A 13,200-nucleotide genomic window follows, 5' to 3' on the forward strand; every position below is an offset into this window, starting at 1 on the left:
ATCGAATCGGAACGGGGCTCTAGATTCTTATTTTGACGCGTTTTTCTTTACGCGAACCGGTACCCACTTCGCTCGAAAACGCTCTGGTGTCACGACACGAACGGCGCCGGCGGTAACGTCATGCGGAAGCACGCGCCGCCTTTCGGTCCATCGAGCACGGAGACGTGACCGCCATGCAGCCTTGCGATCTCGCGCACCATGTTCAGCCCGAGACCGGCGCCGCGGTCGAGCGGCGCGAGCCGGTAGAACGGGTCGAAGATCCGCGTGCGCTGATCCCAGGGGATGCCGTCGCCTTCGTCTGATACGTCGATGGTCGCGGCGCTGCCGACATGGATGGTGATGGTGCCGCGGCGGCCGCCATGCTGGATGGCGTTCTGCACCAGATTGGTCAGCGCGCGCTCCAGCGCAGCGCGGTCGCCTAGCGTTTCGACCCGATCGGCTGCGGTATCGAGCGAGAGTTCGTAGCCGGCCGCGATCGCGAGCGGCGCCAGGTCGGCGGCGACGCTGCGCGCAGCGGCGACGAGGTCGACGCGGACGAACGGATTGCGGCACTGGTCGAAGCGCTGGATGTCGAGCAGTTGCTCGGCGAGTGTCGCAAGCCGGGCGGAGTCTTCGAGCAGGCGGGTTTTCTCGGGGCCTGGAGGCAGCGATTCCAGCCGCGTATTGAGGATCGCGATCGGCGTGCGCAATTCATGTGCCGCATCGGCAACGAAGCGCTGGTGGCGCGAATAGCCGTCGTCGAGCCGCTTCAGCGCATCGTTGACGGCAGTCACCAGCGGCGCGACCTCGAGCGGCAAATGGTCCGCCGACAGCCGGCTGCCGCGCTGGCGGAAATCGATCCGGCGCGCCTCGTCGGCGGCGGTGTCGAGGCCCGAGAGGGCGCGCTTGATCACCATCGGCGTCGCCACGAAGGTCGCGGCGGCCATCAGCAGCAAGCCGGGCACGGTGACGACGAGGAAGGTGAGGGAGGCCGCGAACAGCGCCTTGGCGCCGGTCATCCGTCCCTGCGTCGCGGTGATGATCTGCACATTGCCGGCATCGGTGTTGACGCGCTTCATGCGCGCCGGCGGCTTGCGCGGATCGTCCTCGAACATCTGCCAGCCGAGCCGCGCCTGGCTGATATGGTCGAGCGCGCCGCCGATCTTGCTGAACTCGTCCGGCACCTTGCCCTCGGAGAGTGTTTCGCCCTGGCGGTCGCGCACGAAGAACCAGAGGTCGGGCGCTTCCTCGCGCAGCTGCTTAAGCTCCGCGGTCGGACGCAGCACCAGTCTGCCGTTGCCGTCGCGGCCGAGCGCCCATTGCACGACGTCCACCACGCGGTCCTCGTCGCGCTCGATGACGGGCAGGCCGCAGGCCCACAGCGCGCCGACCACAAGTGCGATGATGGCAATCAACAACGTGGCTTGCAGCGTCACCAGCCGCCAGCTCAACTTGGAACGCAGGCAATAGTGATCTGCTGCTTCGCTCATGATACCTGCTTCAGCAGATAGCCGACGCCGCGGATGCTGTGGATCTCGACACCGGCGCCGCTGTCGGCGAGCTTGCGCCTGAGGCGCGAGACATGGGCATCGAGTGCGTTCGACTGGATCTCGTCCTCGAAATTGTAGACGGCTTCCTCCAGCGTCGCGCGCAGCACGGTGCGGCCCATGCGGCGCAGCAGCGTCTCCAGCACCAGCAGCTCGCGCCGCGGCAGCTCGAGCGGGTGGCCGTCGACGCTGGCCTCGCGATGGGCGCAGTCGAACGCCACGCGTCCGGCCCTGATGATCTCGAGCTGCAGCCCGGCGGGACGGCGCAGCACGGCGCGCAGCCGCGCCAGCAGCTCCTCGACGGCAAAGGGTTTTGCCAGATAATCGCACTGAGCGGACCGACTTTGAGCTAGGTCAACCCAGTGGCTTGGACCAAAGGGGCCACGGCCGATGTTCGTTGGGGGGCAAAAGGCGGTCATCGATTTGGGTCGGCAACGCTGCCATGTTGTCACCCCCCCAAGACAGCCCGGAATCGGCTGGCTATAACCGCCCGCACAACAATCTGGGAGGACCGCCATGATCTACGAGACCCGCGTCTATCGCTGCCTGCCGGGCCGGCTGCCGGCGCTGCTCAAGCGCTTCGAGACCATCACGCTGAAGCTGTGGGAGAAGCATGGCATCAAGCAGGCCGGCTTCTTCACGACGCTGGTCGGGGAATCCAACCAGGAACTGACCTATCTGCTGGCCTGGGAATCGCTTGCCGAGCGCGAGAAGAAGTGGACCGCGTTCCAAAGCGATCCGGAATGGATCACCGCGCGCGCCAAGACCGAGGAGGACGGCCAGATCGTTCTCAACATCGTCAACCAGCTGCTGGTGCCGACGTCGTTTTCGTCGGTCAAGTGACGCCAGGCGGGGGCGAGGGGCGCGATGACGACAACGCGTCGCGCCCGACCGCGGGACGCCTAGTCCGCGCAGCCCGATGTCTGATCGCCCTCGCGGACCATCGGCTTGCCGTTGATGAAGACGCCATGGCTGCCCGAGGTCGTCTTGCCGCCGCAATGCGTGCGGTCGCCGATCACGACCGCGGGCTTGCCGTTGATCAGGACGTTGGGCACGCCTTCGACCAGCGGGCCGCCATTGCTGGTGTCGCCGCTGCGCGCGGCCGGCTTGCCGTTGATGGTGACGCCGGCGGCGCCGCTGGTGACGACCCCTGGCTGGCTGGTGCTCTGGCCGTAGGCCAAGCCCGACATCGCCGACAAGGCGGCCATGGCTCCGATCGCTAGCAAGATGCGCATGTCGTTCCTCATGGGAATCCATTCCGACCCAGTCTAGTACCTACTGTTCTTAAAGCGTGAGTCGTGATTCAAGGTCGGGATGATACCCGAAGCAAGAGAAGTCCACCTTTCGAGGAAAGATCGCAAGGTGCTTGAGGCGTGTTGCCGCTCCCCGGTGACGTTGCAGCGCGATTTGAAGCGGGCGCGGATAGTTCTGTTGGCGGCGGATGGACGCAGCACTCGGTCGATCGCCAAGGAAGTTGGGGTCCAGCCGCGGATTGTCAGCCTTTGGCGGCATCGCTATGCCGACCAAGGCCTTGAAGGGCTGCAAGACAAGCCGCGACCGGGCAAGCAGCCAATCTATACGAAGGCCACCGACAAGCGGATTCTGAAGCTGCTGGACAAGCCGCCGCCGGACGGGTTCGCACGCTGGACCGGGCCCCTGCTGGCCGGGGCGCTGGGCGATGTTGACGTCCAATATGTCTGGCGGTTCCTGCGCAGCCACAAGATTGACCTCGCGGCTCGTAAGTCCTGGTGTGAGAGCAACGACCCGAACTTTACGGCCAAAGCCGCCGATGTTGTCGGCCTCTATGTCGCCCCGCCCGCGAAGGCCATTGTGCTGTGCGTGGACGAGAAGCCCTCGATCCAGGCTTTGGAGCGAGCGCAGGGTTATCTGAAGTTGCCCAATGGCCGCGCCTTGACCGGCCAGAGCCACGATTACAAGCGGCATGGCACCACAACATTGTTTGCGGCGCTCGAAGTCGCCACCGGAAAGATCATCGCGGCGCATTCAAAACGCCGACGCCGCGTCGAGTTTCTCGACTTCATGAACAGCGTCACCGCGGCTTTTCCGAACCGGAAGCTTCACGTCATCCTCGACAACCTCAACACCCACAAGAAGAACGAGCATTGGCTCAAGGCCCACCCCAACGTGCAATTTCATTTCACGCCGACAAGTGCGTCTTGGCTCAATCAGGTCGAGGTATGGTTTTCGATCTTGCAGGGGCAGTCGCTCAGCGGCACCTCCTTCACAAGCCTCACGCAGCTTCAGGAGCACATCGATGCCTACGTCAACGCATACAACGACAGAGCCGAGCCCTTCGTCTGGACCAAGAAAAAGGTCCGTCAACGCCGTTTCAAAGGCCGCCGTATCACTCAGCTCTGAGTCTGGGTACTAGCCCGTCCTATTCGTGAGAGTGCGTTTTTTTAGTCCGATTGATGTGGCCGCACATCTGCTCTGACGAGGCGCGCGGGATTGCCTTCGGCTTTTCACCGCCTGACGACCGGTACTTTGCAACGCGCTTGAGGTGTAGGTTGGGCGAACGGGGGGCGGACGCCCCGCCGGTCAAGGACCGAGCGGCAGCAGCGCGCTTGGCAAGCCGCGGATCAGGTCGGCTTCGGGACATGCCGCGGCAAACGCAAGGCGAATGCGGCTCGTGGTCTCGACGACACGGGCAGCGAGTTTCAAGAGACGAAGACGCAGCGTCGCGAACTCGGCTGTGGCCAATTCCCGGGCTTTGGGAATCGCGTCGCGCACGGTCAGCATCAGCCAATAAGCGGCGGTGTGGAGAACGAGGCGGACTTGATTGGCGAGCGCCGAACGGCAGCTGGTGCGATCGGAGGCGAGCTGTGTCTTATGCAGCTTGATCAGATTCTCGGCTTGGCCGCGCGCGCAATACAGGCTGTCGTAGATCCACTCGGCCGAGCCGACATCGAGGCTGGTGACGACGAAACGGATGTCGAGGCCGAGCATCGTCGCCTCAATACGGGCGACGGTACGCCGTTCGCGATCCCAGGACTTGGCCTTGTGGCGCGTCTCGGTATAGCCACGCAGAACCGGCAGGTTCTCGATGGCGCGTCGCGTGCGGATGTCGTCGGCGGCCTCGTCGAGTTTTCTGGCGAGCGGCTTGGTGCCGGACAGACCGAAGATGTAGTCGATGCCGTTGGTCTCGCACCACGCCATTGCCTCCGGCCGGGCATAGTGCCCGTCGCCACGGAACGTAATTCGCGTGTTGTGCCACCGCGTCCGGATATGCCGTATCAGGCGGCGCAGGTGGGCACGCACCTCGACGCCGCCCGGCGTCTTGCCGGGCCGCAGCACGACCGCCACGGGCCGGCTCTTCTCCGTGTCGTAGACGTGGATCGGCAGGAAGCAGCGTTCGTCATAATGAGCGTTGAACAGCGAGAGCTGCTGATGGCCGTGGACGACATCGCAGGTATCATCGATGTCGAGCGTGACGGATGCCGGCTCGCGCGGGTAGCTATCCATCCATGCGTCGACCAAAGTGTAGGTCAGTCGGATCACGTCGCGCAGGCGCGGAGCATTCTCCAGCCGCGACAGCGTCGGTTGGGAACACAGATCGCGACCCGTGTCCGGCAGCCGTCCGCAGGCCAGCTTGAATGCGGGATCGGACCGCAGATGATCGAGGTCGTCGGCGTCCTCGTAGCCGCAGCAGATCGCGAACATGCGCGCGCGGAACATATCGACAAGGCTGTGCACGACCCGCGTCGGATCGCGCCGATCCGGGAACACCCGGGCCAAATTGTCGGCCAAGCCGAGACGCCGCTCGGCCATCGCCAGAAGCATCACGCCCCCGTTCGAGGTCAGCCGACCGCCATCGAAGGCAGCTGTGACTTTCTTGGCGTGAACGGCTGGAAACGAGAAGGGCAGAATCGTATCATCGGTCATGGCGGGCCTGGTGTTCGCGGCTGAAGGTGATGGGGTTGGCTTTGCAACCGAATCCTACGCCGCATCAGCGCTTTACACCACGCTCGCCAGCCTCTCAGGCGCACTCTGACGAATAAGACGGGCTAGAGCCTTTTCCGTTCCGGTTGAATCGGAACGGCTCTAGATTTGTTGTTTTGACGCGTTTTCTTCACGCGAACCGGTACCCACTTCGCTCGAAAACGCTCTAGAAGGGGCGGTTGGGGCAGCAGCGTACCCACGGCGTCAGCGCAACCCCCTCATCATGCGGGATGGCTTGATCCATCCGGCGCGGGATTGCATGGTCGCCGTCGAAAGGATGCAGCATTTTGACCCATCAGGTTTCCGCGCCCGCCGCCGCGCCGCTCGTTGCCGTCGGATCGGCCAAGTTCGGCAATGCCTTGCCTATCTCGATCATCGCAGGCCCCTGCCAGCTCGAGAGCCGCGCACACGCGCTTGAGGTGGCGTCGGCGCTGAAGGAGATCGCTATCAGGCTCAAGATCGGTCTGGTGTACAAGACCTCGTTCGACAAGGCGAACCGCACCAGCGCGTCAGCCCAGCGCGGCATCGGGCTGAAGCAGGCGCTGCCGATCTTTGCCGAAATTCGGTCGTCGCTCGGGCTGCCGGTGCTGACCGACGTACATGAACCCGGCCAGTGTGCCGACGTGGCGCAGGCGGTCGACGTGCTGCAGATTCCGGCCTTCCTGTGCCGGCAGACCGATCTGCTGCTCGCGGCGGCCGCGACCGGCAAGGTCGTCAACGTCAAGAAGGGCCAGTTCCTGGCGCCTTGGGACATGACGAATGTGGTCAGCAAGATCACCGGCGCCGGCAACGCCAATGTGCTGGTCACCGAGCGCGGCGCGTCGTTCGGCTACAACACGCTGGTCTCCGACATGCGCGCGCTGCCGATCCTGGCGCGCACCACCGGCGCGCCGGTGATCTTCGACGCCACCCATTCGGTGCAGCAGCCGGGCGGCAAGGGCGCCTCGTCGGGCGGCGAGCGCGAATTCGTCCCGGTGCTGGCGCGTGCGGCGGTCGCGGTCGGCATCGCCGGCGTGTTCATCGAGACCCATCCCGATCCGGATCACGCGCCGTCCGACGGCCCCAATATGGTGCCGCTCCGCGAATTCGAATCCCTCGTCAAGCGGCTGATGCAGTTCGACGCGCTCGCCAAGACGGCAGCTTGACCGGCGGACAACGACGTGACCGCAACCAGCGGCATGCCGCCCGCCCTCAATGTGATCACGCTGGCGACGTTCGCGGCGAGCCTGTCGGTGCGGGCGCTCGATCCGGTGCTGCCGCATGTCGCGGAGGATTTCGGTGTCAGCATCGCGACTGCGGCGAGCTTTGCCGCGGTGTTCGCCTTCACCTTTGCCGCGGTCCAGCCGGCGATCGGCGCCGCCGCCGATCTGTTCGGCAAGGCGCGGCTGATGACGATCTGCCTCGGGCTGCTCGGCATCGCTAACATCCTCGGCGCGTTCTCGACCTCGTTCCCGATGCTGTTCGTGACCCGCATCCTCGCCGGCATCGGCTCAGGCGGCGTGTTTCCGGTGGCGCTGTCCTTGACCAGCGATCTCGTCGGCCCGGACAAGCGGCAGCTTGCGATCGGACGGACGCTCGCGGGCTCGATGACCGGCAATCTGCTGGGCGCCACGGCTTCCGGCCTGATCGGCGATCTGCTCGGCTGGCGCGGCGTGCTCGCGGTGCTCGGCGGCCTCGTGATCATCGTCGCGCTTGCGGTTGCGGCCGGCTTCCGCGGCGCTGAGCTGAACCGTCCGCCGCGCCCCAGCCTGAAGGCGCTGCGCCACGGCTATCGCACCATCTTAACCAATCCGAACGCGCGCATCTGCTATTCGGCGGTTTTCATCGAAGGCTGCTGCGTGCTCGGGCTGTTTCCCTTCGTCGCCGCGTTCCTGTTCGAGCTCGGTGAGACCTCGCTGTCGATCGCCGGCATCGTGATCGCGGGATTCGCCATCGGCGGATTGCTCTACACGCTGACGGTGTCGCGCATGCTGCCGTGGCTCGGCGTGAGGGGCATGATGATCGCAGGCGCGACGCTGGTCGCCATGCAACTGGCCGGCGCGGCCTTCGGGCTGCACTGGAAGCTGCAGATGGCGAGCCTCCTGGTGATGGGCCTCGGCTTCTACATGATCCACGGCTGCCTGCAGGTGTTCGCCAGCGAATTGTCGGTCGAGGCGCGCGCCACCGCGCTGTCGCTGCATTCGTTCTTCTTCTTCATGGGCCAGACCGTCGGCCCGATCGCCTATGGCTTCGGCCTGCAGCATACCGGCAAGACCGCGACGCTCGTCTCGGCCGCTGCCGTGATGGTCGTGCTCGGGTTTGTCTGCGCGAAATTCCTTCGGCAAACCCGGCCGGCCGACGCCGCGGCACGGCCCGACGGCGAGCCCTAACGTTCTCTTAGGTCATTTGCTCGTAACGTTTCTGGGGCAGCGCGGCGTAACGCAACGTCGGCGCGATGGCTGAACACGTTTACCTCGGAGAATGCACAACAGGTTGCTAGCGGCCGCGCGTTGCGTTGGAGCAACACTTTCTTGGAAAGCGCGGGGCCAATGGTTTCCGCCATTGCGCGGCTTCATTTTGATCCGAATGATCGATGCCGTCGCGTGCTTGGCTGTGCAGCAAGGCTCGGATCGAGCCCTTTGGAGGCTACGGGATGATGAACCCGCGGCGAATTGCGACGGTGACGCCGGAGTTGTGCGGGACGGTTATTCTCGCAGGTTGGCTCTTTGCCTGGCTTGCTGGCTCTGTCGGCATCGAGAACACCGCGGCAATGTCGATCGAGGGCAGCCGCGCACCATCTCTCACCGCCGACGCCGAACTGGCTGATGCGCCACAGGGAACCGCAATCGGCAAGGTCGCCAGTTTGAACGCCGACGTGGGGATGGCTGCCGAACCGGTGACGGGATCGGCCTCCGACACGACGGACACGCCGCAGGCCGCCATCATGGGCAAGGCCGTCGTTGTCGCTAGCGCCGATGTGGCGATGGCGGTCGAATCGAAGCCGGCGACGGCCCCTGATGCGGCGGCGATATCGAGCGAGCCAAAATCAGTTGTCGTGGCTGCGTTGCCGGATTCGTCGCAGATGCTGCCGGTCGAAACATCGCCGGTGCAGGCGGCGACAGCGAGCACGCCTCCAGTGTCGAGCGACACCAAGGAGGCCACGAGCCGCCTCGAAATTTTCGATGAATGCCTCGTCGTTGATGTCTGCATCGACCGGTACCTTTGGGCGCTCTACGAGCGGACGCCCAAGGAAGACACCATCAGTGTGCAAGAGCGGCGGAAGGTGACAGTCAAGAGGAAGCGCAAGACGGTGACTGTCACCAGGACCTTCACCAGGCGCGTCGATAACGATTTCACGTGGAAGGATCCGAAGGCTGCGGAAAGAATGGGCATGCCGATGATCGACTACGTGATTGGAGGGATGGATCGGAGCTTCAAGCTCAAGCTCTTTCATGCGCTTTACGCGGCTGAGCAGGCCGGGCTGTCGCCCGGCATAACCAGCGCGTTCCGCGATGATTACCGTCAATCGATCGCGAGCGGCCTGAAGGCGGCGAGCGACAAGTCATACCATGGAGGGAGCTTCCGTGGTGGCTATGGCCACGGGCTTGCCGCCGATGTCGTCAGCGTCAACGGCGCGACACGGGCGCAGCGTTGGGTTTCCACTGAGGCCCTTTGGAAATGGATCGATGCGCGCGGATCGGATTTTGGCATCGGGCGACCCTATCTCGATCGGGATCCGCCGCATGTCGCACCGATAGACGGCAAGGAATACACCGCCCGTCGCGGCGGGACGAAAGCTCAACAAGCGGAAGCGGATGTCAAGAAGCGCAACCGGCTCGCTCTGCGGGTCGTAGCGAAACAACGAAAAACCGCCAAAGTGTCGAAGGGGAGAACGATCTGATCCGGTTCAGCTGCGCCTTTCAACACGACGCGGGCAAGAATGCGTAGCAATCCCATCATCGTGCAAAAATACGGGGGCGCCTGTCTCGAAACACCGGCAAAAATCCGCGCAGTCGCGAGCAGTGTCGCCGATTTGCATGGCCGTGGTCATCGTGTCGTGGCGATCGTTTCAGCGATGGGCAAGACCACCGACGAACTCGTCAGGATGGCCTATCAGGTCAGCCCGCATCCCAATCGCCGGGAACTCGATATGTTATTGACCACCGGCGAGCGCATCAGCATGTCCTTGATGAGCATGGCGCTGTCTGATCTCGGCGTGCCGGCGATCAGCTTTACCGGCAGTCAAGCCGGAGTGATGACCGACGAATCCCATTCCTCCGCACGCATTCTGGATGTGCGGCCCGTTCGCGTGATCGAAGAGCTCGATCGCGGACGCATCGTGGTTTTGGCAGGCTTTCAGGGCGTGAATCCGGTGACCAAAGAAATCACGACGTTGGGCCGGGGCGGCAGCGATACCACCGCGGTCGCCATGGCTGCGGCGCTCAAAGCGGAGTGCTGTGAAATTATCAAGGAGGTCGACGGAGTTTGCTCGGCTGATCCGCGCATCGTCGCGGATGCAAAACCCTTGCGTCAGCTGGATTTCGCATCGCTATCCGAAATGTGTTTCTGGGGCGCCAAGGTCTTGCATTTTCGCAGCGTGGAGCTGGCCCACAGCCAAAATGTCCCTTTGGTCTTGAGAAAGTGGGGCGGCGCCCGGCACAGCACACAAGTGATGCAGGAGGTTGCGGACATGGAGAACGGAAAAGTCTTGGCCGTCAACTCGATGGCTCGCATTGAGCATGTCGAGATCGATTCGGCGGACCTCAATCAAGGCTTTGAGAAGTTCGCGCAGCATCTCAAGCAAAATGGCTTGCCTTGGCCGCAACTCCTCGCCTCGGCTTTCACCGCCGGAAAAACCCGCATCATGATGACTTGCGATTCGGAGACACTCGACACGTTGCTGCGCACACTGGAAGGGAGCAAAGACTTGCGCAAACAGCGCGAGACTCTGAGTTCGGTGAGCCTCACTTGCTTCGGCGGCATTTCTTCAGACTTGCCATACAAGGCGATTCAGATTCTGCAACGTCACGGGATTATCGCCGACAAGTATGTTTTGTCGTCGCATTCCGTAAGTTTCTTTGTTCCGGTGGAGAGCCGTGAGGCTGCGGTCAAGGCTTTGCATTCGCTGATCTAGTCGAAATTTGGTGAGGGGCGTTGACGCCGGACGAGGTGAGGAGGTCGAGCCCTGGCGATCTCCTGGACGTGTACTCAATAGCGTCAGCTTGTTCGCGAGCTCACCATTATCGACGGCGTTTGATCCGAAGCCGACATCCACGGCGTCATCATTGCGATTGCGGGCTTGGGAGCACGAGTTTCGTGAAAACCCGGTGCCAACGTCCGAAGCCACCTGGTCGATCGTGTGTGCGGATAGCTGCGCTGGAGTGTCGCAGTTGGCCTCTCACAAATATATCGACTTCAACGGTAATGTCCCGTCCTCGAGCTTACCGCGGAGCCGGGTCATGGCTTCAAAGCTGTCTTTGGGCTCTGTCGCGCTGATACTGGTCGGAGCAACGGTGCTTTTGATCGCAAGTCGGCCACCTGCGTGGATCGTGCTGCTGCTCGGTTCGTTCGCGCTGGCGGTGCTGTATATCGTCGCGAGAACGAGGTCGCGTTACGATCCGCTCGATCCGCGCTTCGGTAGCTGCATCCCTCCGATTTCCAGGCCGAAGACCGGTGGCGGCGATGTATCCGACCACCACAGCGAGGCCTGATCTCGATCAGATGCGGATCATGCGGAGAGGTCCGCTTCGGGCCCAAGACCGATATGCATTCTCGTCGCCTTTCCGAGGGCAGGCCGGGGTGCCGAAATTAACGTGTGCCCGGCCTAGCCTCGCCCGCGATAGGGCGCGACGCCCTGATCGGGAACCCAGATGCCCTTCGGCAGCCGGCCGGTCTGGAAGAACACGTCGATCGGGATGCCGCCGCGCGGATACCAGTAGCCGCCGATGCGCAGCCATTTCGGCTTGATCTCGTCTGATATCCTCCGGCCGATCATGATCGTGCAGTCCTCGTGGAATGCGCCATGGTTGCGGAAGCTCGCGGCAAACAGTTTCAGCGATTTGGATTCGAGCAGCCAGCGGCCCGGCACATAGTCGATCACCAGATGGGCGAAATCCGGCTGTCCCGTCACCGGGCAGATCGAGGTGAACTCCGGCACCGTGAAACGCACCAGATAATCGGTACCAGCCTGCGGATTGGGCACGCGGTCGAGCTGTGCCTTTTCCGGCGCGTCGGGCCATTCCACCGCACGGCCGAGTTGCAGGCCGGGGGAGGTCGTTGATTTGCTGGATTTCTTCGCCATTCGGGTCTCCGTGGCGTCCTCTTAGCCAATGATGGCGCCCCCGTCACCCGGCCTTTTCCCCCTCGATGCATTGCGGTAGAAGCAGCGCCATCCGACCCCCTCACTGCCACAAGAGGTTCTCATGACTGCCATCATCGACATCATCGGCCGCGAAATCCTGGATAGCCGCGGCAATCCCACGGTCGAGGTCGATGTGGTGCTCGAGGATGGGTCAATCGGCCGCGCGGCGGTGCCGTCGGGCGCGTCCACCGGCGCGCATGAGGCGGTGGAACTGCGCGACGGAGACAAGGCGCGCTATCTCGGCAAGGGCGTCCAGAAGGCGGTCGCCGCCGTCAATGGCGAGATCTTCGAGGCGCTCAGCGATCACTCGGTCGAGGAGCAAGTCGCGATCGACCAGATCATGATCGATCTCGACGGCACGCCGAACAAGAGCCGGCTCGGGGCCAATGCCATCCTCGGCGTCTCGCTCGCCTGCGCCAAGGCGGCCGCCGAATCCTTCGACATGCCGCTGTATCGTTACGTCGGCGGCACCTCGGCGCGGACGCTGCCGGTGCCGATGATGAACATCATCAATGGCGGCGTGCATGCCGACAATCCGATCGACTTCCAGGAATTCATGATCTTGCCGGTCGGCGCCACGTCGTTTGCCGAAGCGCTGCGTTGCGGTTCGGAAATCTTCCACACGCTGCGCGGCGAACTGAAGAAGGCCGGCCACAACACCAATGTCGGCGACGAGGGCGGTTTTGCGCCGAACTTGCCGTCGGCCGACGCCGCGCTCGAGTTCATCATGAACGCAATCGGCAAGGCCGGCTACAAGGCCGGCGGCGACGTCCTGCTCGGTCTCGACTGCGCCTCCACCGAATTCTTCAAGGAAGGATCCTACGTCTATGGCGGCGAGAACAAGACCCGCTCGCGTTCGGAGCAGGTCAAGTATCTGGCCGACCTGGTTAGCCGCTATCCGATCGTCACCATCGAGGACGGCATGTCGGAGGACGACATGGACGGCTGGAAGGAGCTGACGGATGCGATCGGCAAGAAGTGCCAGATGGTCGGCGACGATTTGTTCGTCACCAACGTGACGCGGCTTGCCGACGGCATCAAGAACGGCCGCGGCAATTCGATCCTGGTCAAGGTCAACCAGATCGGCACCCTGACCGAGACGCTCGCCGCGATCGAGATGGCCTACAAGGCGGGCTACACCGCCGTGATGTCGCACCGCTCCGGCGAGACCGAGGACTCCACGATCGCTGATCTGGCGGTCGCCACCAATTGCGGTCAGATCAAGACCGGCTCGCTGGCGCGCTCCGACCGCACCGCCAAGTACAACCAGCTGCTGCGGATCGAGCAGCAACTCGGTACCCAGGCGAAATACGCGGGCAGGGCGGCCTTGAAGGCACTGGCGTAACGCCCCAACTTGATCGGAGCCTAACAAAC

Annotated in this window: 12 protein-coding genes and 1 pseudogene; 8 read left to right on the forward strand and 5 right to left on the reverse strand. The window is 63.4% G+C overall.

Annotated elements, in window-relative coordinates:
• Positions 1–89: 89 nt before the first annotated feature.
• Positions 90–1,469: a sensor histidine kinase gene (locus HAP54_RS35840; protein WP_166295173.1), complete on the reverse strand. Its 1,380-nt coding sequence runs from the start codon at positions 1,467–1,469 to the stop codon at positions 90–92.
• A pseudogene (locus tag HAP54_RS35845) lies at positions 1,466–1,852 on the reverse strand (winged helix-turn-helix domain-containing protein); the annotation flags it as partial. The gene HAP54_RS35840 and the pseudogene HAP54_RS35845, both read right to left, overlap by 4 nt.
• A gap of 190 nt (positions 1,853–2,042) precedes the next feature.
• Here HAP54_RS35845 and HAP54_RS35850 point away from each other — a divergent pair.
• A complete protein-coding gene (locus HAP54_RS35850) occupies positions 2,043–2,369 on the forward strand; it encodes an NIPSNAP family protein (protein WP_166205319.1) in 327 nt (108 codons plus the stop codon).
• A 59-nt stretch (positions 2,370–2,428) separates the two neighbouring features.
• On the opposite strand, the gene HAP54_RS35855 is transcribed toward HAP54_RS35850, so the two are convergent.
• Positions 2,429–2,761 carry a PAAR domain-containing protein gene (locus tag HAP54_RS35855; RefSeq protein ID WP_166295175.1) on the reverse strand — a complete coding sequence of 111 codons (333 nt, stop codon included), beginning with the start codon at positions 2,759–2,761 and terminating at the stop codon, positions 2,429–2,431.
• A 79-nt stretch (positions 2,762–2,840) separates the two neighbouring features.
• On the opposite strand from HAP54_RS35855, the gene HAP54_RS35860 reads away from it, so the two are divergent.
• On the forward strand, positions 2,841–3,905 hold the full coding sequence (locus HAP54_RS35860; RefSeq protein WP_166204319.1) for an IS630 family transposase: 1,065 nt from the start codon (positions 2,841–2,843) through the stop codon (positions 3,903–3,905).
• Between the two features lie 180 nt (positions 3,906–4,085).
• Here the strand turns inward: HAP54_RS35860 and HAP54_RS35865 are convergent, their stop codons facing one another.
• Positions 4,086–5,429, reverse strand: a complete 1,344-nt coding sequence (locus HAP54_RS35865) for an IS1380-like element ISBdi2 family transposase (RefSeq protein WP_166295177.1) — start codon at positions 5,427–5,429, stop codon at positions 4,086–4,088.
• A 344-nt stretch (positions 5,430–5,773) separates the two neighbouring features.
• On the opposite strand from HAP54_RS35865, the gene kdsA reads away from it, so the two are divergent.
• The 5 genes from kdsA to HAP54_RS35890 all read left to right on the forward strand — a co-directional run bounded on the left by kdsA (position 5,774) and on the right by HAP54_RS35890 (position 11,176).
• A complete protein-coding gene (kdsA, locus tag HAP54_RS35870) occupies positions 5,774–6,631 on the forward strand; it encodes a 3-deoxy-8-phosphooctulonate synthase (protein ID WP_166295179.1) in 858 nt (285 codons plus the stop codon).
• A gap of 33 nt (positions 6,632–6,664) precedes the next feature.
• A complete protein-coding gene (locus HAP54_RS35875; RefSeq protein WP_166306720.1) occupies positions 6,665–7,855 on the forward strand; it encodes an MFS transporter in 1,191 nt (396 codons plus the stop codon).
• Positions 7,856–8,121: 266 nt separating this feature from the next.
• Positions 8,122–9,366 carry a peptidase M15 gene (locus HAP54_RS35880; protein ID WP_414646232.1) on the forward strand — a complete coding sequence of 415 codons (1,245 nt, stop codon included), beginning with the start codon at positions 8,122–8,124 and terminating at the stop codon, positions 9,364–9,366.
• Between the two features lie 39 nt (positions 9,367–9,405).
• Complete coding sequence (locus HAP54_RS35885) at positions 9,406–10,599, forward strand: aspartate kinase (protein ID WP_166295181.1); 1,194 nt, start codon at positions 9,406–9,408, stop codon at positions 10,597–10,599.
• A 325-nt stretch (positions 10,600–10,924) separates the two neighbouring features.
• Positions 10,925–11,176 carry a hypothetical protein gene (locus tag HAP54_RS35890; RefSeq protein WP_166293432.1) on the forward strand — a complete coding sequence of 84 codons (252 nt, stop codon included), beginning with the start codon at positions 10,925–10,927 and terminating at the stop codon, positions 11,174–11,176.
• Positions 11,177–11,289: 113 nt separating this feature from the next.
• Here the strand turns inward: HAP54_RS35890 and queF are convergent, their stop codons facing one another.
• Complete coding sequence (queF, locus tag HAP54_RS35895) at positions 11,290–11,766, reverse strand: preQ(1) synthase (RefSeq protein WP_166295183.1); 477 nt, start codon at positions 11,764–11,766, stop codon at positions 11,290–11,292.
• Between the two features lie 121 nt (positions 11,767–11,887).
• Here queF and eno point away from each other — a divergent pair, with 121 nt between their 5' ends.
• The gene (gene eno, locus HAP54_RS35900; protein WP_166295185.1) at positions 11,888–13,171 is read left to right on the forward strand and encodes a phosphopyruvate hydratase; all 1,284 of its coding nucleotides are present in this window, start codon (positions 11,888–11,890) and stop codon (positions 13,169–13,171) included.
• The last annotated feature ends 29 nt before the right edge of the window (positions 13,172–13,200 follow it).

The organism is Bradyrhizobium sp. 2S1, assembly GCF_011516625.5.
GTDB classification, from domain to species: Bacteria; Pseudomonadota; Alphaproteobacteria; order Rhizobiales; family Xanthobacteraceae; genus Bradyrhizobium; species Bradyrhizobium septentrionale.

What these genes read in the sequence shown, in the direction of transcription:
- queF (WP_166295183.1), bottom strand. Translation starts at nt 11,766, where the DNA reads ATGGCGAAGAAATCCAGCAAATCAACGACCTCCCCCGGCCTGCAACTC.
- HAP54_RS35840 (WP_166295173.1), bottom strand. Translation starts at nt 1,469, where the DNA reads ATGAGCGAAGCAGCAGATCACTATTGCCTGCGTTCCAAGTTGAGCTGG.
- HAP54_RS35880 (WP_414646232.1), top strand. Translation starts at nt 8,122, where the DNA reads ATGAACCCGCGGCGAATTGCGACGGTGACGCCGGAGTTGTGCGGGACG.
- HAP54_RS35850 (WP_166205319.1), top strand. Translation starts at nt 2,043, where the DNA reads ATGATCTACGAGACCCGCGTCTATCGCTGCCTGCCGGGCCGGCTGCCG.
- HAP54_RS35885 (WP_166295181.1), top strand. Translation starts at nt 9,406, where the DNA reads ATGCGTAGCAATCCCATCATCGTGCAAAAATACGGGGGCGCCTGTCTC.
- eno (WP_166295185.1), top strand. Translation starts at nt 11,888, where the DNA reads ATGACTGCCATCATCGACATCATCGGCCGCGAAATCCTGGATAGCCGC.
- HAP54_RS35855 (WP_166295175.1), bottom strand. Translation starts at nt 2,761, where the DNA reads ATGCGCATCTTGCTAGCGATCGGAGCCATGGCCGCCTTGTCGGCGATG.
- HAP54_RS35875 (WP_166306720.1), top strand. Translation starts at nt 6,665, where the DNA reads ATGCCGCCCGCCCTCAATGTGATCACGCTGGCGACGTTCGCGGCGAGC.
- HAP54_RS35860 (WP_166204319.1), top strand. Translation starts at nt 2,841, where the DNA reads ATGATACCCGAAGCAAGAGAAGTCCACCTTTCGAGGAAAGATCGCAAG.
- HAP54_RS35865 (WP_166295177.1), bottom strand. Translation starts at nt 5,429, where the DNA reads ATGACCGATGATACGATTCTGCCCTTCTCGTTTCCAGCCGTTCACGCC.
- HAP54_RS35890 (WP_166293432.1), top strand. Translation starts at nt 10,925, where the DNA reads ATGGCTTCAAAGCTGTCTTTGGGCTCTGTCGCGCTGATACTGGTCGGA.